The organism is Stenotrophomonas sp. SMYL41, assembly GCF_036319965.1.
GTDB classification, from domain to species: Bacteria; Pseudomonadota; Gammaproteobacteria; order Xanthomonadales; family Xanthomonadaceae; genus Stenotrophomonas; species Stenotrophomonas maltophilia_R.
The window spans coordinates 60,892-78,526 of the sequence record NZ_JAWIRX010000025.1; the positions used below are offsets into that span (position 1 = coordinate 60,892).

Sequence of the window (17,635 nt, forward strand, 5' to 3'; positions counted from 1 at the left end):
GTGCCGGCCAGCGGCCGGCACTACCATCGTCGGGTCAGAGGTCGCGGTACTGGATCTGCGAAGCCAGTACGCGCAGGCCGTCGGCATTGCTGGACAGGATGCGCTCTTCGCCAACCCCCTTCTGTCGCGTCAACCGGAAGCCCTGGTCGGCAGGCAGCTGCGCGGCGATGGCATCCATGCGCTGCAGCGCATCGGGGCCGCTGCAGTCGAAGTGGCCCCAGTAGGCGCCATCGCGGTGGATCTGCAATCGGTAGTTCATCGCGGTGCCTCCGGCAGGTCCTGCAGCCACTGGTCGAACATCGCAGTGGCTGCCGCGGCCAGTGGTGCGCCATAGCGACGCGCCTGTGTGCGCAGGTCGTTCGGATCGATGCCGGCCTGGGCCAGTTCCAGGGTGTGGCCGATCAGCCAGCGCTCGAACTGGCGCGCGTCCAGTTCCGGATGGCATTGCAGGGCCAGCGCATGGCGGCCGATGGCGAAGGCCTGGTGACGGCAGGCAGGTGTGCTGGCCAGGCGGCGTGCGCCGGCTGGAAGCTCGAACGCCTCACCATGCCAATGCAGCACCGGAATGCCTTGCAGGGCCTGCAGCGGTGAACGCTGGCCCTCATCGGTCAGCAGCAACGGCGCGAAGCCGATCTCCTTGCCTCCACTGGCGGCGACGCCGGCACCAAGCGCACGGGCCATCAACTGTGCACCCAGGCAGATGCCCAGGGTCGGCTGTTGCTGCAGCAGCCTGCGCTGCAGCAGGGCGATGCTGTCGGTAACGAAAGGATAGGTCTCTGTGTCATTGACACTGATCGGACCGCCCAGCACCACCAGCAGGTCGGCTGTTCCGGCGGCGTCGAGCGCGTCGATACCGGCCTGCAGCACCTGCAGCTGCCAGCCTTGTGCCAGCAGCAGCGGCTGCAGGGTGCCGAGGTCTTCGAAGGCGACGTGTTGCAGAACGACCGCACGCTTCATGCCGGGGCTCCGCTGCCAGGCCAGTAGAAGCTGTCCGGGGTGGCGCGGGCACCGAAGATGGCCTGGCCGACGCGGACCACGGTGGCGCCTTCCTCGATGGCCACTTCGAAATCACCGGACATGCCCATCGACAGCTGCGACAGGTCGAGGCCGGGCGGGGCGGTGCGCTGCAGCTGGTCGCGCAGTTCGCGCAGGCGCACGAAGCAGGCGCGCACGCGCTCGACGTCGGGGGTGAAGATGGCCAGGGTCATCAGGCCGCGCACGTGCAGGCGATCGAAAGCCGGCAGCTGCTGCACGAAGGTCTCGACCGCGTCGGGTTCCAGTCCGTACTTGCTGGGTTCGGCCGAGGTGTTGACCTGCACGAACACATCCAGCGTGCGGTCTTCCAGTTGCAGGCGCTGCTGCAGGGCCTCGGCCACGCGCAGGCTGTCCAGCGCCTGGAACTCGCTGGCGAAACGTGCCACGTAGCGCGCCTTGTTGGTCTGCAGATGCCCGATCACCGACCAGCGCACGCCCAGGTCGGCCATCGTCCCGGCCTTGCGCTGCGCCTCCTGCACCTTGTTCTCGCCCAGTTCGTGGCAACCGGCAGCCACCGCCATGCGGATACGGGCGTCATCAACGGTCTTGCTGACCGGCAGCAGGCGAACGCTGGCCGGGTCCCGGCCGACGCGGGCGCAGGCATCGGCGATGCGTTGGCGCACCGTGACCAGGTTCGCGGCGATCTGTTCAACGGACTGGGCGACGGGCCAGTCGGCAGCGGCAAGGGGCATGCGGGCACCTCCAATGCAGGGTGGCCAGGGTGGGATACACTGGCACAGGACAAGATATATGTTGGCATAGGACAAAATGAAAATCACCGGGCATAGCGCCGAGTCGATCTTCGACAGCATCCGCGACGGCATCGGCAAGGGCCGCCTGCTGGCTGGCAGCGTGCTGCCGCCGGTGCGTGAGCTGGCAGGGCAGCTGGGGGTGAACCGCAATACGGTGGCCGCTGCCTACAAGCGCCTGGATGCGGCGGGCCTGGCCAGCACGGCGGGTCGCCGCGGCACAGTGGTGCGTGGCCTGCCGCCGACGCTGGCACGCGAGGGCAGTACACCAGGGCTGGCCCTGCATGACCTCGCCGGTGGCAACCCGGACCCGCGCCTGCTACCCAATCTGCGCGTGGCGCCGGCGGCGCCGCGCCTGTACGGCGTGGGCACGGTCGACCCGAAGTTGCAGGTGCTGGCACGGGCCTCGCTGGATGCGGACTGCCCCGAGGGTTATGCGCTGGAGCTGACCCATGGCGCGGTCGATGGCATCGAACGCCTGCTGGCGGCATGGCTGCTGCCGGGGGATCGAATCGCGGTAGAGGATCCGTGCTTCCTCGGCAGCCTGAACGTGCTCAACGCGGTGGGCCACGCGCCGTTGCCGGTGACGGTTGACGCGCATGGCATGCAGGTCGATTCGCTGCGGGCGGCGTTGGAGGCCGGCGCACGCGCGGTGCTGCTGACCCCGCGGGCACACAACCCGACCGGGGCCAGCCTGGATGCGAAGCGGGCACGGGCGTTGCGCCAGCTGCTGGCGGCCTACCCGCAGGTAGCGGTGCTGATCGACGATCACTACGCGCTGCTTTCGCAGCAGGCCTACCACTCGGTACTGCCGCTGGATGGCCGGCGCTGGGCGCTGCTGCGTTCGTTGTCCAAACCGCTCGGCCCGGATCTGCGGCTGGCCTGGCTGGCCTGTGATGAAGAGACCGCGTCGCGGTTGCGGCTGCGGTTGGCGTCCGGCACGGGCTGGGTCAGTCACCTGCTGCAGGATGCGGCGACCTCGGTGCTGGGGTCGGCAACGCTGCGGGCAAAGATCGCCTCGGCGGGCGAGCGTTACCAGCAGCGGCTGCAGTCGCTGCAGGAACTGCTGCACGCACGTGGCATGCCGACGCCGCAGCCGATGGAAGGATTGAACCTGTGGCTGCCGCTGCCGGCCGACAGCCATCCGCAGGTGCTGGCGCTGGCTGCACGCGGATGGCATGTGCGTGCTGGCGAAGTGTTCGCGGTGGCGGCGCCGGGGCATGGCCTGCGCATCACCTGCGCGGCGCTGGGATCGGTGCAGTTGCGGCAGCTGGCCGATGACCTGGCGGCGGTGTGCGGTCTGTAGAAATAGGCAGATCAGGGCGCGGCGTTGGCGCCCGGGCGCACGTAGTAGGACTGGCCGCTGTCATCGACGAACATCAGTTCCGGCTTGCCCTGCCAGGAGGTGAGCATGGCGCCGGTGTTGTTCTGGTGCTTGACCATCAGGCTGGCGCCGCGGTCCGGGTTGGCCACCACCTTGAACACTTCCGTGGTGCCATTGGCATCGTCCAGGGTCAGCACGGCTTCACCGCCACGATCGCTGGTGCCATAGCCCCCGCGTTCGGAGCCATCCGGGCCCAGCAGGATCAGGCCGGACAGGGCCGTGGCGCGCGGCCCTTGGGTACGGCCCCGGCTGAGTGGGTCGGGAACCGGCGCGCCGAGGATCACCCGTGGTTGGCCGTTGCCATCGTGGATGATCAGCCCGCGCGCTTCGATGATGCGCTGCGACGATTGGCTGCGATGCAGGTTCCAGGCAGTCCAGCCGGAAACCAGCAGGGCGAGTATGGAGACCACCAGCGTGGTCAGCAGCAGTGCACGGGGCATCGTGTCGTCCTTCCTTGGATGCAGCGACGATAGCGGATGCGGGGGACTGATGACCAGTTCGCTGTGTGACGCTGTGTATCGTCAATGGAAATCGCGGCTGTGGCTGCGCAGCCCCTGCAGCAGTTCATCCAGGCAATGCATGCGCTGCACGATGACATGCTGCACGCCATCGACGCGCTCCAGGCGGCCATCGACCTGCATCAGCTGGGTATCGACCAGCACGCGGTGCTGGCGATCGGCCAGGTGCCGCCAGACCACGGCGTTGACCATGCCGGTCTCGTCTTCGAGGGTGAGGAAGGTGACGCCGCTGGCGGTCTGCGGGCGCTGGCGCATGCGTACCAGGCCGGCGATGCGCACGCGGCGGCCATGGCCGTGGCCCGCCAGTTGTGCGGCATCCAGGCAGCCGCGGCTGCGCAGCTGCGCGCGCAGGAATGAGATGGGATGGCGGCCGAGAGTAGTGCCCGTGCTGCGGTAGTCGGCCTGCATGTCCTCCCACGCACTGGGCAGGGGCAGTGGCACGCGGGCTTCAGCAGTGGCGCGGGCCTGGTCGAACAGCGGCAGACGATTCTCCACGCCGGAGATGTCCCATCGCGCACGATGGCGATGGCCACTGAGCCCACGCAGCGCACCGGCATCGGCCAGCAGGCCCTGCTGGCGGCGATCCAGGGCGGTGCGCTGGCACAGGTCGCCGACATCATCGAACGGGCGCCGCGCACGTTCGCGCATGATGGCCTGCACAGCCGCTTCACTACAGCCGTCGACCAGGCGCAGGCCGAGCCGGATCGCGGCCGCGCCCTTGCTGAAATCCAGGGTGCAGTCCCAGTCGCTGTAGCGCACGTCCACGGGCAGCACGCCGATGCCATGCCGGCGCGCATCCTGCAGCAGCTGGTCGGGGCTGTAGAAACCCAGCGGCTGGCTGTTGATCAGGCTGGCGGTGAACGCGGCCGGATGGTGGCACTTCAGCCAGCAGCTGGCATAGGTCAGCAGGGCGAAGCTGGCGGCGTGGCTTTCCGGGAAACCGTAATCACCGAACCCCTTGATCTGCTCGAACAGGTGCTCGCCGTATTCCAGGCTGAAGCCGTTTTTCAACATGCCCGTCAGCAGCTTTTCGCGATGCGGTTCCAAGCCGCCACGACGCTTCCACGCCGCCATCGAGCGGCGCAGTGCATCGGCCTGGCCAGGCGTGTAACCGGCGGCTTCCACTGCCAGCTGCATCACCTGTTCCTGGAACAGCGGCACGCCCAGCGTGCGTGCGAACACACGTTCCAGCCGTGCTGGATAGAGCGGATTGTCCGGATCGTTCAACGCGTCCGGTCCCTGTTCGCGCAGGATCCGCCGCCGCTCAAGGTAAGGATGGACCATGTCGCCCTGGATCGGGCCGGGGCGCACGATCGCCACCTCGATCACCAGGTCGTAGAACTCGCGTGGCTGCAGGCGTGGCAGCATCGCCATCTGCGCGCGCGACTCGATCTGGAACACGCCGATGGTGTCGGCGGCGCAGATCATGTCGTAGGTTGGGCCGTCTTCATCGGGAATCGCATCCATGCGTCCTTCGTGCAGGCCATGCTGCTGCAGCATCGCCAGGCACTTGCGGATGGCGGTGAGCATGCCCAGCGCCAGGCAGTCGACCTTCATCAGGCCGGTGGCATCCAGGTCATCCTTGTCCCACTGGATGACGGTGCGGCCGGCCATCGCCGCGTTCTCCACCGGTACCAGGGTCGACAGCGGGTGCTCGGAGATCACGAAGCCGCCGGGGTGCTGCGACAGGTGGCGCGGGAAGTCGATCAGCTCAGCGGTCAACGCCAGCAGGCGCCGCATCAAGGGCGTGTCCGGATCGAAACCGCGCTCGCGCAGGGTTTCCGGCAGTGGAATGTTGCCGCCCCAGTGGTCCATCGCCGCGCCCAGTTCGTTCACCTGGTCCATCGGCAGGCCAAGCGCACGGGCGACGTCACGGATCGCGCTGCGGCCACGGTAGCTGATCGCCACCGCGGTCAACGCGGCGCGCTCGCGGCCATAGCGCTTGAACACGTACTGCAGCACTTCCTCGCGGCGCTCGTGCTCGAAGTCGATGTCGATATCCGGTGGTTCGTCGCGCTCGGCGGAGATGAAGCGCTCGAACAGAAGATTGCTGCGCGCCGGATCGATCTCGGTCACGCCCAGCACGAAACACACCGCCGAGTTGGCTGCCGAGCCACGGCCCTGGCAGAGGATGCCCTGGCTGCGTGCGAAGCGCACGATGTCCTGCACGGTGAGGAAGTACGAGGCGTAGTTCTTCTGCTTGATCAGCGCCAGTTCGTGTTCGATCTGCGCGCGTTGCGCCGGTTCGATGCCACCTTTCCAGCGCCAGGGGATGCCACGTTCGACCAGTACGCGCAGCCAGCTGTCCGGGTCGTGGCCCTGCGGCACCAGCTCTCGCGGATAGGTGTACTGCAGCTGCTCCAGCGTGAAGCGGCAACGCTCGGCGATGCGCAGGGTCTCGGCCAGCAGTTCGGGCGGATACAGCTGGGCCAGTGCGGTACGCGGGCGCAGGTGGCGCTCGCCATTGGGGAACAGGCGCCAGCCGGCTTCGGCCACGCTGCAGCGGTGGCGGATCGCGGTCAGGGTGTCCTGCAGGGCGCGGCGGCGGCGTACGTGCATGTGCACATCACCACTGGCAACCAGCGGCAGGCGGTGGCGCTCGCCGAAGGCCTGCAGCTGCTGCAGGCGGCGCGCGTCGTCGTGCTCGTGGTGCAGCTCCACCGCCAGCCACAGGCGATCGTTGAAGCCGGCACGCAGCAGTTCCAGGTCAGTAGCGGCCGGTTGCCGGTCCAGCCACAGGCACAGCAGGCCGTCGGGCAGGCCGAGCAGGTCCTCGCGCAGGCAGCGGTACTCGCCCTTGGCCGCGCGTCGCCGGCAGGTGGTGATCAACTGGCACAACCCGGCGTAGGCGGCCTGGTCAGTGCACAGCAGGGCCAGCTTCGGCCCGTCCTCGACCTGGAATTCGGCGCCGACGATCAGCGCCACGGCATGCGCCTTGGCGGCCTGCCAGGCACGCACGATGCCGGCCAGCGAGCATTCGTCGGTGATCGCCAACGCGCGGTAGCCCTGGCCAGCGGCGCGCGCGAACAGTTCTTCGGCGATCGAGGCGCCACGCTGGAAACTGAAGGCCGACAGGCAGTGCAGTTCGGCGTAGCCGGGCAGTTCGTTGTGCATGACGGCTCAGCCGAACCAGCCGTGCAGCATCCATGGCGCATGCGGGTCGTTGCGCTCACGGAAAGCCCAGCCGCGCTGGCCATGCGTGGTTTCCACCACGTAGTAATCGCGACGCGCATCGGCCTGGTCCCACCAGCCCGATTCGATCCGCTCCGGCCCGGTGACGATGCGCAGCCGCGGATCACGCAGCGGTTGCGGAGTGTCCAGCAACCAGCCGGGGCGCAGCGGCCAGTACGACGGAGGCTTGGCCGGCGGCTGGGTGCCACTGGCGCGCTCGGGGCGATGGTCGGCCTGTACCGCCAGCGGTTGCACGGCGTCATCGCCGAGCCGCGCGCGCAGGCGCTCGCGCAGCTGGTTCCAGGGCATCGCCTGCGCCGGCCGGGTATCGAACAGGTCACGCGCGGCGGGAACGAACGGTGGCAGCTGCTCGGCCTGCAGGCGCAGTGCGCGGCTGCCGGCGGGCAAGGCGAAGGCTTCCATGCGGTTGCGCGCGATCTCGAACAGCAATGCGGGATCACGCTCGGGTGCCAGCAGGCCGATGGTCAGCACGCTGGCCGGCAGCAGGTCATGCTCGAAATGCAGGTCGAAGCGCTGCACGCCGCCATCGCGCGAACACAGGAAAGCGGCCAGGTCCAGCAGCAGGCGGCGCAACGGGAACAGCAGGGCCTGGCTGGATTCGATCTCGTATTCGAATTCGATGCGTGCATCGAAACGGTCCGGTGGCTGGTAGTAACGCAGTGGTGCGGCAGGCAGGCCGCGCAGCGCATCCAGCTGCTGCAGCACCTCCGGTGAAAAGCGCCGGGCCAGGCTGTCGCGAGGGAGTTCGAGCACTGCGCCCAACGTGCGCAGGCCGGAACGGCCGAGCACGGTCACCGCTTCGCTGGGCAGGCCGCAGCGCGGCAACGGCAGCTGTGCCAGCGCCGCCGGCAGCTGCTGCGCATCGATGCCAAGGCCATCATGGACGTTGGCCAGCACGCGCGCGGCATGCGCGGTGGGTGCGGCCACCAGGCGATGGCGGAAACCAAGCTCATGCAGTTCGCCGCGCAGGCGCTTTTCGATCGTCAGCCAGTCACCGAACAGGGCACGGCTGGCGCCGATCTCCATGACCAGCGCGTGCGGAAAATCGAGGCTGACCTGCGAGCTGTAGGCGTAGGCCCAGCTGGCCAGCAGCTGCCGGGTGTGCTGTTCGGCGTTCGGGTCGTAGTCGTGCAGGTGCATGTCCTGCACCAGCACCTGCGCAGCCGACAGCAGCATGCCCGGGCGCAGCCCCGCTGCGCGTGCGGACGGGCTGACCGCTCGCAGCACGCGACGCTGCGCCGGCCCCTGCAGCAGCACCAGCGGCCGCTGCGGGTCCGGCTGCAGGCGCAGCACGCTGTCCAACGCCAGCTGCGGCAACAACAGGCAGGCCCAGTGCATGGCGCGGCCTCAGTGGGCGATGGCCAGCGGTAATGGCTGCGCCGGCGGCAGGCCGCCACGGCACTTCAGCACCCGCACCTGGCCGTGGTCGAGCTGCAGGCGCAGGCTGGCCGGAGAGGGATTGCGCGCCGCCTGCGCCTCGCGGAACACGAAGCCCAGGCATTGGCCGCTGTCGGCAGCCACCTGCAGCCGGCGCAGGGTGCGGTCGTCGGCTTGATGCGGCCAGCACAGCACCGCCGCGCAGGCCGCAGAGCGCAGGCATTGTTCGGCGGCCCACAGCGCCTGCTTCGGCGCGGCGTGGATGATCTGCAGCTGGGCCAGGTCCAGCCCGGCCGCCGCCCAGGCCGGGGCATGCGGGCGGTAGGGTGGGGCGACCAGCACGATCGGGCGGTCGCGCTGGCTCAGCTTCGCCAGCGCCGGCCAGACCAGGGCCAGCTCGCCCACGCCGGGCGCGGCCTGCAGCACCTCGCACAGCCCGCTGGCCGGCCAGCCACCGCCGGGCAGGCGCGCATCCAGTGCCGGGTGCCCGCTGGCCAGATGATCACTGGCCGGCCCCTGCCGGGCCGGGCCGCGCCACAACTGGCGGCCGTCCAGCAGCCGGTCGAGGGCGACGACGGCGCCCATCAGCCGGTCCTCCAAGAGAGGTGCCGGGCAGGCTGGAAGCGGCAGGAACGGGCGGAAACGGCAGGCATGGAGCGAGTATCGGCGGGCCGGTATCAGGGGCTGAGACCGCACATGCTACTCGCGTTGTGAGTAGAATTACTAATGAAATTGGCAGGTCAGGTTTCAGGTTGCTGAAGGGGTAAAGCATCCACGCATGGCGTGGATCTACTGGACAGAGCCTCGGTAGATCCACGCCATGCGTGGATGGGGGAAACGGTGCCGACCAGGGTCGGCACCCACAGGCCCCGGTTACGGGCGGACCGGCAACGCGATCGGGCGCAGTGGCGCGGCATCGCCGCCGCGGATCTTCAGCGGGCCGCCGATGAAGGCGAACTCGTAGACCTTGTCGCGGGCCAGTTCGTCCAGCGCCACCAGCTCGATGATCGGCGCGCCCTGCTGGGCCAGCAGGTAGGTGTGCAGCGGCACGTAGTCGTCGGATACCTCCGAAGGGAAGGTCTCGAAGCTGAGGTTGTCGGCGCCGACGATCATCGCGCCACTGTCCTCGACCAGGAAGCGCGCCGCATCCAGGCCCATGCCCGGCGGGTTGGCCATGTAGGCCTTGGGCTGTTCGAACAGGCGCATGCGGCCGGTGCGGATCAGCACGATGTCACCCTGCTGCAGTTTCACCTGCTGGCGTGCCAGCGCATCCTTCAGGTCCTGGCGGGTGACGCGGTAGCTGTCCGGCAGCATGTCCACGCCCTTGGCGCCTGCCACGTCGATCATCACGCCACGCGCGATCAGCGGCGGGAACTTCTCGATGCCGGTGACGTTCCAGCCACGGTCACCGAGGTGCTTGTCGGCCTCGAAGCCGTTCCAGATCTTTCCATGGATGCCGAAGTGGTTCAGCGCATCGATGTGGGTGCCGGTGTGGCTGTACATCGAGAACGCGGTGCCGGTGTAGCTGCGGGTGAGGTTCATGGTTTCGCCCACGCCCATCGGATCATCCATCACCGTGCCGCGCGGGGTGTGGGTCATCCAGAACTGGTAGTGCGGGTCGCCGGCGTCCTGCCAGCTGGGCATGCCGACGTAGTACTCGGTGGCCAGGTCATAGGCCTTGCCGCCGCTGACCCGCGACAGGATGGCCGCGCGCGAGGCCTCGGTGATCAGGTTGAGGCGGCCGATCTCGTCCTTCGGCCCCCAGGGGCTGGTGCCGACCTGCTGGCCGGAGGGAACGCGTTCGTGTGCGGACACGGTGGTGGAAGCGGCGGTGCCGGCCAGCAGCAGGGCCAGCGCGGTGGCCAGGGTACGTGGGGCCATGGGGAATCTCCTTGCAGGGTGGGGGACGGTGCGGCTCAGGCCGCGACCAGGTGCGCCAGGGCTTGGCGCAGTTGTGGCAGCGGCAGGGTCTGCAGGCGCAGGCCGTTGCCGCCGATCACGGTGGGAATGGAACGGATGCCGAGGGCTGCGGCTTCGGCACGATCGGCCTGCACGCGCTGGCGCACTGCGTCGCTGCGCATGTGGTCAGCGAAGGCACCACGCGGGTGCCCCAGCGATTCGGCGATATCCAGCAGCACTTCGGCATCGCCGATGTTGCGGTGCTGGTGCAGGTGCGCCCACTGCACGGCATCGAACATCGCGCCATGGGCATCATTGCCGCCGAGCATGCCGGCGGCCTGGCAGGCCAGTGCGCCGAGCCAGCCGGACGGATACTCGAAGTCCTGTGCGCGCATGCCTTCGATATCGATGCGTGCGCTGTCTTCATGCGCGGCGCAGTCGGTCCAGTGGCGCAGGATGATCGCTTTGGCGCGCTCCATCGAGCCGAACACCTCGATCATCTGTGCGCGCGAGTCCTGCAGCACGAAGCTGCGGTGGCGCACCTGGATGCCGAGTTCGGCCGAGACCTGCTGCAGGCGCGGGGCCAGCACGAAGCACCAGCCGCAGACCACGTCGTGGAAGAAATCGACCACCGGCGCTGCGGTGGCGGGGGAGGGAACGGACGACATCTGCCTGCCATCGGTGAGAGGGGAGGCGGCAGGTTAGGCAGCGCGGCGTGGTTGAAACAGCACGCCGCGGGCAGCTCAGTTTTCGCTGGCGGTTACGAATCCAGGCCGGCGCAGCCGGGCAGCTCGGCGTGCAGGAAATCGATGAAGGCACGCACCTTGGGCTGCAGGTGGCGCGAGGTGGGGTAGACCGCATGCACGAAGCGCGGCGGATAGCGGTGGTCGGGCAGCACCTGCTGCAGTTCGCCACGGGCCAGTGCCGGTGCCGCCAGGAACGAGGGCAGGGCGCCGATGCCCATGCCGGCCACCAGCAGGTCGCGCAGCAGCAGGCTGTTGTTGACGGTGACGCGTGCCGGCAGGGTGATGGTCACCTGCCCATCCGGGCCGAGCAGCGGCCAGCTGCCGGGCGAGTCGGACAGGCTGTAGGCCAGCACGCTGTGCGCCTGCAGATCGTCCACCGCCTGTGGTGCCGGATGCTGCTGCAGGTAAGACGGGGCCGCGCACAGCACCTGCTGCAGCGAGGCCAGCCGGCGCGCCACCAGTCGTGAGTCATCCAGTTCGGCACGCAGCCGCAGCGACACATCGAAACCTTCGCCGACTGCATCAAGCAGGCGGTCTTCCATCACCAGGTCCAGCGACAGCTGCGGGTGCTGCTGCAGGAAACGTGGCAGCAGCGGCGACAGCGTGCTCAGCGCGAACGACTGCGGTGCATTGACACGCAGGCGCCCGGCCACCTCGCCACGCTGTTCGGCGATGCCACGTTCCAATGCATCCAGCTCGTCGAGCAGGCGGCAGCATTCACGGTAATAAGCGTGGCCGGTCTCGGTCAGGCTCATGCGCCGCGTGGTCCGCTGCAGCAGCACCACGCCCAGGTGTGTTTCCAGCGTGCGCAACTGCTTGCTGAGCCCGGCGGGCGACATGCCCAGGTCTTCGGCGGCGCGGGCCAGCCCGCCGCGTTCGACGATGCGGCGGAAGGCACGCATCAGGTTGAAGGAATCCATGCCGGTCCCGGGCGCGATGAGGGCGCCATTGTAGATCCACGCCATGCATGGATGTGGAAACGCGGTGCCAACCACGATGGGTCTCCAGCAGGAGCGCGCCGGGTTGCGCCGTTTGTTCAAGCCCGCAACCGTCGCGCCGCGCCAGCATGCAGGCCCCTCACGTTCCGGGTTGCCCATGAAACACTGGATGCTCCGCCTGTATGCCCCGTTGTTCCTGCTCGGTTTCGTTGCCGCCGCCGTCGTGTGGGTCGACCACCTCCGCGGCGATCCGCTATGGCTGCTGGTCTTGCTGGCGGTCGCCATCGCGGTTTCGTTCGCTGCCGAACATGCCTGGCCGTATGACCCCGCGTTCAACCACGACCAGGGCGACAGCCTGCGTGACACCCTGCATGGGCTGGTCAACGAAAGCCTGAACCTGCTGTCGATCGCCGCGGTGCCGCTGCTGGCAGCGCTCATTCCGTGGCAGCTGTGGCCGCTGCAGTGGCCGTTCACGCTGCAGGTACTGCTGGCCATCGTCTGCGCCGATCTTGGCATCACCCTGGTGCACTACGCCAGCCATCGCATCGGCTGGCTGTGGCGGTTGCACGCGGTGCATCACAGCGTCACCCGCATGTACGGCTTCAACGGCCTGATGAAACACCCGTTGCACCAGGCGGCCGAAGCCGTCGGTGGCGTGCTGCCGCTGCTGGTGTTGGGCCTGCCGATGCCGGTGGCCGCGGTGCTGGCGTTCGCCATTGCCATCCAGCTGCTGCTGCAGCATTCCAACGTGGACATGCGCCCGGGTGTGCTGGGCCGGGTGATGGCCTGGGCGCCGCTGCACCGCTTCCACCACATGCGCTACGGAACCGCCGGCGACGTCAACTTCGGCCTGTTCCTGACTGTCTGGGACCACCTGCTGGGGACCGCCTTCGATGCCCCCGGCTATCGGCTGCAGCAACGCGACCTCGGCATCGGCAGCCAACCGGACTATCCGCGCGATTATCCCGGGCAGCTGCTGGCGCCGTTCCGCGAACTGCCGCATGGCGAGGTGCCGGCGTTGCCGGACGGGTTACGCAGGCGCGGATGATCGGCGGTGTCAGGCCGCATGCAGCTGCAGGCCCTGCAGCTGTGCGGCACCGATGCCGAACATGCGGCGCAGGTTGCGCGACAGATGGGCTAGGTCGGCGAATCCGACGGCATGCGCGCTGTCGGTCAGGCTGTGCCCGCGCAGATGATGCGTGAGCGCGCTGCGCAGCCGCTGCCAGAGCACCCAGCCACGCAGGGTCACCGCCAGATCGGATTGGAAGCGCCGGTGCAACTGACTGGCCGACAGATGCGCCGCCTTGGCGATATCGGCGGCGGGTACCGGGCCAGGCAGGTGTTGTGTGATACGGGCCAGCGCCGCCTGCACGCGGCGATCCAGCGGCTGTGGGCGGCTCAGTCGTGGCAGCCAGTCATGCAGTTCCACTGCGTTGCCCGGCAGTGCATGCAGGTGCTGCTGGATCTGGGGAGGATCGGCATGGGCCGGTTCAAGGAACACCATGCAGCCTGCTTGCGGCGCCGACAGGATTGCATGCGGCTGGAACGACGGCAGCCACAGCCGCTGGCCCTGCTGCTGCACGCCATCGATCTCGACCTGCCAGGGCGCGCCGTCGCTCAGCAACAGTTGATGGGCGTAGTGCGCGTGCGTATCGCTGCCACCGGCGTGGCCCTGCAGCACGGCCACGTGAGCATCCAGCAGCAGCGTGCCATTCCGGGGCAGGGCGGGAGAGGACATGGAGGAATTGTAGATCCACGCCATGCGTGGATCGAAATGAATCTGGGGTCAGATCCGTTTTCCTTGGGAAAACAGATCTGACCCCAAGCGATGAAATCGAATATTTCGAGATCCGAGACATATGAGCCGAGCATGGGTTCGGCGCTACAGCAGGCCGTGCGGGGAATTGTCGAAGGGGGGGGGGGGGGGGGGGGGGGGGGGGGGGGGGGGGGGGTGGGGGGGGGGGGGGCGCCCCCCGCGGCCGCCCCCCCCCCCCCCCCCCCGCCCCCCCCGCCCCCCCCCCCCCCCCCCCCCCCCCCCCCCGCCTGCCTGCAGAAACCCAGTTTTTGCTGTTGCTGTTGCATTGGCTGTCGCCTCTGCGGGTGCCGGGCGCAGCCCGGCCGTGCGTACCCTCACCGCCCGTGCGGGTCGGGCCGGTGATGCACGTACTCGACCACGGTGCCATCGGGATGCACCGCATTGAACGCCGCCCCGGTCGGTACCACCTGCAGCGGGAAGATGATCTCGGCGCCCGCAGCGACCAGCTTGTCGTGATAGGGCCGAACGTCATCGACCAGCAGCGTCCCCGTGGTCGAGGTGAACGGCGCCAGCGCTTCATCGCAACCTTCGATCAGCAGGAATGCACCGACCATCGCCAGGCGCAGGCCGGCATCGGGAAACGGAAAACCCGCATCGGCCACCACGCCCTGCAGCTGCTCGTAGAAGGCCACGCTGCGCTCCAGTTCGCCAGGAGCAACGAATACCCGGATCAGCACGCGTGGGCTGCGTTGGCTCGAGGTATCACAGCGGTCGCGCCAGAGATGGTCGAAGTCGCGGTGCATGTTCATGGGCGGAGGGCAGGGCCGGTGATGCCCCATTATCGGCAGCCCCGTGCGGCCTGCTGATGACTGCCGGTGATGGCCTGATAACCGGCGACCAGGTTGCCCCTGTGACTTAGGTCCTGTTGACAGGTGTGAATGCCCTCGCACAATCTTCACATGATTGGGTCGCCCTGCGCGGCCCGGGCAGGCAGGTTGTCACGCCGGGAGGAGGGTCCCGCGCGCAGACCGGCCCGTCCTTCGGCCTGCGGGACGTTGCCTGGCAACCCCTGCGCGGCATGAACGCTGCACCCTTCGGCGGCACTTTCCCTGGACCGATTGCCTTGGCAACGGAATTACGCCTGCCGATGAAAACGTTTACAAAGCCGCTTGCACTGTCCCTGGCCCTGTCTGCCGCACTTGCCACCCCGGCCTGGGCTGATCCTGCGGCATTCACCGTGCTGACCCTGGAACAGGCGCCGACCGCCGAGGCGATGCCGGCCCTCGCGGCCCAACTGAAGACGCTGCAGGTGGACGCGGTCAGCGTGCGCCAGGTACAGCGTGGCATCGGCCAGGTCGATCCGCTGCAGGTGCTGGCCGATGGCCTGGGCTACGAGTACCGCTTCATTGCCGCCGGCAAGGACGATGGCCAGACCCAGCGCGGCCAGGCCGTGCTGACCCGGTTGCCGATCGCTGCCGAATCCGGTCCGGACCAGCCCGGCCTGAACTACCTGCGCTTGGACGACGGTCGCCACACCGTGGCGGTCTATACCGATGCCGGCGCAGGCGCCGCGCAGCTGCCGGCGCTGGTTACCCGTTCGCGGCTGGGCGCACCGGCGGTGCTGCTTGGCGCGGTGGCCGGTGAATCGGCCAAGGCCGCAGGCTTCGATCCGGCGCATGTCGCGCTGGAGGCCGATGCCAGTTACTTCAGCGATGGTTTCCAGGCCGCCAGCAGCGCACCGTTCAAGGTGGAAGGCAGCACCCTGCGTGCCACGCTGCTGACCTTGGCCTACGCCGCCGACAAGCACGGTGACAGGCCGTGGATGGACACCACCCTCAACGCCGATGCGCGCGCTGCGCTGCTGCTGAAGGCGATGACCGAGGATGAGAAGTTCCAGATGCTGCACAGCTACTTCGGGCTGGGCAAGGATGGTGGCCCGCTGCCGGAAGGTGCGGTCGGTTCGGCCGGTTTCGTGCCGGGCGTGGCGCGGCTGGGCATTCCGTCGCAGCAGTCGGCCGATGCCGGCGTCGGCGTGACCAATCCGGGCGGCATCCGCCCGGGCGATTTCGCCACGGCAATGCCGTCGGGTCCGTCCACCGCTTCCACCTGGAACCGTGCGGTCGCCTTTGCCGGTGGCGCAACCATGGGCCGCGAGGCGTGGCAGCAGCGCTTCAACATCCTGCTGTCGGGCAGCGTCAACCTGCAGCGAGACCCGCGCAACGGCCGCAATTTCGAGTACGCCGGTGAAGACCCGCTGCTGGCCGGTTCGATGGTTGGCGCAGTGATCCAGGGCGTGCAGAGCCAGCACGTGATCTCCTCGATGAAGCACTTCGCGCTGAACGACATGGAGACCCGCCGCAACTTCCACGACGTACGCATCGGCGAACAGGCCATGCACGAGTCGGACCTGCTGGCCTTCGAGATCGCGCTTGAAGCCGGCCGACCGGGCGTGGCGATGTGCTCGTACAACAAGATCAACGGCACCTATGGCTGCGAGAACGGCTACCTGATGAACCAGGTGCTGAAGCAGGAATGGAAGTTCCCCGGCTTCGTGATGTCCGACTGGGGCGGCGTGCACAGTGGCTCGAAGGCGGCGCTGGCCGGCCTGGACCAGCAGTCGGCCGGCGAAGTGTTCGACGCGGCGGTGTTCTTCGACGAACCGCTGCGCCTGGCCGTGCATGGCGGCGTGGTGCCGCAGGCGCGCCTGAACGACATGGTGGCGCGCATCCTGCGCACGATGTTCCTGCACGGCAATTTCGACAACCCGCCGCAGCACCAGAAGGTCGACGCCGAGGCCGGTTTCGCCGTTGCCCAGCGCACGGTGGAAGAAGGCAGCGTGCTGCTGCGCAATGAAGGCAACCTGCTGCCGCTGGCCGACAGCGTGAAGCGCATCGTCATCATCGGCGGCCACGCCGACAAGGGCGTGATCGGTGGCGGTGGTTCGTCGATGGTGGGCGTGACCGCCAAGGGCACCAACGCGGTGCCAGGCGTGCTGCCGACCACCTGGCCGGGCCCGGTGATCTTCCACCCGTCCTCGCCGCTGGAATCGCTGCGTGCGGCGCGTCCGGATGCAACCATCGAGTATGTGGACGGTACCAACGCCGCCGCTGCGGCCAAGGCTGCCGCACAGGCGGATGTAGCCATCGTGTTCGCCACCCAGTGGGCGGCCGAATCGGTGGACCTGCCGGACATGCAGTTGCCGGACAACCAGGACGCCCTGATCTCGGCCGTGGCCAAGGCCAACCCGAAGACCGTGCTGGTGCTGGAAACCAACGGCCCGGTGCGCACGCCGTGGCTGGCGCAGGTGCCGGCGATGCTGCAGGCCTGGTACCCGGGCATCCGCGGTGGCGAAGGCATTGCCGCGCTGCTGACCGGCCAGGCCAATCCGTCCGGCCGCCTGCCGGTGACCTGGGTGGTGGACGAATCGCAGCTGCCGCGCCCGCACATCGATGGCCTCGGCTTCAAGCCGGCCAAGCCGTTCGGTGATGTATTCGATTTCGATATCGAAGGCGCCAACGTCGGCTACAAGTGGATGGCGGCCAAGGGCCTGGCCCCGACCTTCGCCTTCGGCCATGGCCTGTCCTACACCTCGTTCGCCTATGAAAACCTGAAGGTGAGCGTGGAAGGCTCGCGCCTGGTCGCCAGCGTCGACATCCGCAACACCGGCAAGCGCGCCGGTGCCGACGTCGCCCAGCTGTACCTGAAACTGCCGGCCGGCAGCACCACGCCGATCCGCCTGATCGGCTACGACAAGGTGACCCTGCAGCCGGGCGAACAGCGCCGCATCCGCATCGAAGCCGAGCCGAAGACCCTGGCCCACTACGATGCGCAGGCCCGCCAGTGGAAGATCGACGGTGGCACCTACCAGGTGCAGCTGTCGCGCAACGCCGCCGAACCACTGCAGACAGTGGACGTGCAGCTGGTGGAGCAGGTGCTGCGCTGATGCCTGAAGGCATGGCCCCGCAAGGGGCCGTGCAAAAAAGGGGACGGAGGGGATTAAGTCGTTTATGCATAAACGACTTAATCCCCTCCGTCCCCTTT

15 protein-coding genes are annotated in these 17,635 nt (G+C 68.3%); 3 read left to right on the plus strand and 12 right to left on the minus strand.

The genetic code is table 11. From position 1 onward, the window contains the following. Nucleotides 1–34: 34 nt before the first annotated feature. Genes V3B30_RS21185 through V3B30_RS21195 form a run of 3 tightly spaced genes read right to left on the minus strand, consistent with a single transcriptional unit; the run spans nt 35 to nt 1,727 of the window. Nucleotides 35–259: a hypothetical protein gene (locus tag V3B30_RS21185; RefSeq protein ID WP_100473160.1), complete on the minus strand. Its 225-nt coding sequence runs from the start codon at nt 257–259 to the stop codon at nt 35–37. After that, nucleotides 256–957 (minus strand): glutamine amidotransferase, encoded by a 702-nt coding sequence (locus tag V3B30_RS21190; RefSeq protein WP_262084385.1) that lies wholly within the window; start codon nt 955–957, stop codon nt 256–258. Before V3B30_RS21190 ends, V3B30_RS21185 begins: the two co-directional genes overlap by 4 nt. After that, nucleotides 954–1,727 (minus strand): YggS family pyridoxal phosphate-dependent enzyme, encoded by a 774-nt coding sequence (locus V3B30_RS21195; protein ID WP_262084384.1) that lies wholly within the window; start codon nt 1,725–1,727, stop codon nt 954–956. The genes V3B30_RS21190 and V3B30_RS21195 overlap by 4 nt, the downstream gene beginning before the upstream one ends. Before the next feature lie 76 nt (nt 1,728–1,803). Here V3B30_RS21195 and ptsJ point away from each other — a divergent pair, with 76 nt between their 5' ends. Then, entirely contained in the window at nt 1,804–3,090 is a 1,287-nt protein-coding gene (ptsJ, locus tag V3B30_RS21200) for a transcriptional regulator PtsJ (RefSeq protein ID WP_100473157.1), read from the plus strand. Nucleotides 3,091–3,101: 11 nt separating this feature from the next. Here the strand turns inward: ptsJ and V3B30_RS21205 are convergent, their stop codons facing one another. From V3B30_RS21205 to V3B30_RS21235, 7 genes are all read right to left on the minus strand, one after another. After that, nucleotides 3,102–3,608: a hypothetical protein gene (locus tag V3B30_RS21205; RefSeq protein WP_100473155.1), complete on the minus strand. Its 507-nt coding sequence runs from the start codon at nt 3,606–3,608 to the stop codon at nt 3,102–3,104. A gap of 81 nt (nt 3,609–3,689) precedes the next feature. Next, the gene (locus V3B30_RS21210; RefSeq protein WP_262084383.1) at nt 3,690–6,800 is read right to left on the minus strand and encodes an error-prone DNA polymerase; all 3,111 of its coding nucleotides are present in this window, start codon (nt 6,798–6,800) and stop codon (nt 3,690–3,692) included. A 6-nt stretch (nt 6,801–6,806) separates the two neighbouring features. Then, a complete protein-coding gene (locus tag V3B30_RS21215) occupies nt 6,807–8,216 on the minus strand; it encodes a DNA polymerase Y family protein (RefSeq protein WP_262084382.1) in 1,410 nt (469 codons plus the stop codon). 9 nt (nt 8,217–8,225) lie between these two features. After that, the gene (gene imuA, locus V3B30_RS21220; RefSeq protein WP_100473147.1) at nt 8,226–8,840 is read right to left on the minus strand and encodes a translesion DNA synthesis-associated protein ImuA; all 615 of its coding nucleotides are present in this window, start codon (nt 8,838–8,840) and stop codon (nt 8,226–8,228) included. Between the two features lie 288 nt (nt 8,841–9,128). Next, entirely contained in the window at nt 9,129–10,136 is a 1,008-nt protein-coding gene (locus V3B30_RS21225) for a cyclase family protein (RefSeq protein WP_262084381.1), read from the minus strand. A gap of 35 nt (nt 10,137–10,171) precedes the next feature. Beyond that, a complete protein-coding gene (locus V3B30_RS21230) occupies nt 10,172–10,822 on the minus strand; it encodes a DsbA family protein (protein ID WP_100473141.1) in 651 nt (216 codons plus the stop codon). Between the two features lie 92 nt (nt 10,823–10,914). Further along, nucleotides 10,915–11,865, minus strand: a complete 951-nt coding sequence (locus V3B30_RS21235; RefSeq protein WP_262084380.1) for a LysR family transcriptional regulator — start codon at nt 11,863–11,865, stop codon at nt 10,915–10,917. A gap of 142 nt (nt 11,866–12,007) precedes the next feature. Here V3B30_RS21235 and V3B30_RS21240 point away from each other — a divergent pair, with 142 nt between their 5' ends. Next, nucleotides 12,008–12,886 (plus strand): sterol desaturase family protein, encoded by an 879-nt coding sequence (locus V3B30_RS21240; protein ID WP_262084379.1) that lies wholly within the window; start codon nt 12,008–12,010, stop codon nt 12,884–12,886. Nucleotides 12,887–12,895: 9 nt separating this feature from the next. On the opposite strand, the gene V3B30_RS21245 is transcribed toward V3B30_RS21240, so the two are convergent. Then, entirely contained in the window at nt 12,896–13,600 is a 705-nt protein-coding gene (locus V3B30_RS21245) for an AraC family transcriptional regulator (protein WP_315973641.1), read from the minus strand. Between the two features lie 368 nt (nt 13,601–13,968). Then, the gene (locus tag V3B30_RS21250) at nt 13,969–14,403 is read right to left on the minus strand and encodes a glyoxalase (RefSeq protein ID WP_100473133.1); all 435 of its coding nucleotides are present in this window, start codon (nt 14,401–14,403) and stop codon (nt 13,969–13,971) included. Nucleotides 14,404–14,741: 338 nt separating this feature from the next. Between V3B30_RS21250 and V3B30_RS21255 the strand changes: the two genes are divergently transcribed. Beyond that, the gene (locus tag V3B30_RS21255; protein WP_262084377.1) at nt 14,742–17,537 is read left to right on the plus strand and encodes a glycoside hydrolase family 3 C-terminal domain-containing protein; all 2,796 of its coding nucleotides are present in this window, start codon (nt 14,742–14,744) and stop codon (nt 17,535–17,537) included. Nucleotides 17,538–17,635 lie beyond the last annotated feature (98 nt).

Bases quoted from the DNA above. Each gene is read 5' to 3' on its own strand.
- V3B30_RS21245 (WP_315973641.1), bottom strand. From the start codon at position 13,600: ATGGCGTGGATCTACAATTCCTCCATGTCCTCTCCCGCCCTGCCCCGG.
- V3B30_RS21215 (WP_262084382.1), bottom strand. From the start codon at position 8,216: ATGCACTGGGCCTGCCTGTTGTTGCCGCAGCTGGCGTTGGACAGCGTG.
- V3B30_RS21195 (WP_262084384.1), bottom strand. From the start codon at position 1,727: ATGCCCCTTGCCGCTGCCGACTGGCCCGTCGCCCAGTCCGTTGAACAG.
- V3B30_RS21225 (WP_262084381.1), bottom strand. From the start codon at position 10,136: ATGGCCCCACGTACCCTGGCCACCGCGCTGGCCCTGCTGCTGGCCGGC.
- imuA (WP_100473147.1), bottom strand. From the start codon at position 8,840: ATGGGCGCCGTCGTCGCCCTCGACCGGCTGCTGGACGGCCGCCAGTTG.
- V3B30_RS21190 (WP_262084385.1), bottom strand. From the start codon at position 957: ATGAAGCGTGCGGTCGTTCTGCAACACGTCGCCTTCGAAGACCTCGGC.
- V3B30_RS21205 (WP_100473155.1), bottom strand. From the start codon at position 3,608: ATGCCCCGTGCACTGCTGCTGACCACGCTGGTGGTCTCCATACTCGCC.
- V3B30_RS21210 (WP_262084383.1), bottom strand. From the start codon at position 6,800: ATGCACAACGAACTGCCCGGCTACGCCGAACTGCACTGCCTGTCGGCC.
- V3B30_RS21230 (WP_100473141.1), bottom strand. From the start codon at position 10,822: ATGTCGTCCGTTCCCTCCCCCGCCACCGCAGCGCCGGTGGTCGATTTC.
- V3B30_RS21185 (WP_100473160.1), bottom strand. From the start codon at position 259: ATGAACTACCGATTGCAGATCCACCGCGATGGCGCCTACTGGGGCCAC.
- V3B30_RS21240 (WP_262084379.1), top strand. From the start codon at position 12,008: ATGCTCCGCCTGTATGCCCCGTTGTTCCTGCTCGGTTTCGTTGCCGCC.
- V3B30_RS21235 (WP_262084380.1), bottom strand. From the start codon at position 11,865: ATGGCGTGGATCTACAATGGCGCCCTCATCGCGCCCGGGACCGGCATG.
- V3B30_RS21255 (WP_262084377.1), top strand. From the start codon at position 14,742: ATGAAAACGTTTACAAAGCCGCTTGCACTGTCCCTGGCCCTGTCTGCC.
- V3B30_RS21250 (WP_100473133.1), bottom strand. From the start codon at position 14,403: ATGAACATGCACCGCGACTTCGACCATCTCTGGCGCGACCGCTGTGAT.
- ptsJ (WP_100473157.1), top strand. From the start codon at position 1,804: ATGAAAATCACCGGGCATAGCGCCGAGTCGATCTTCGACAGCATCCGC.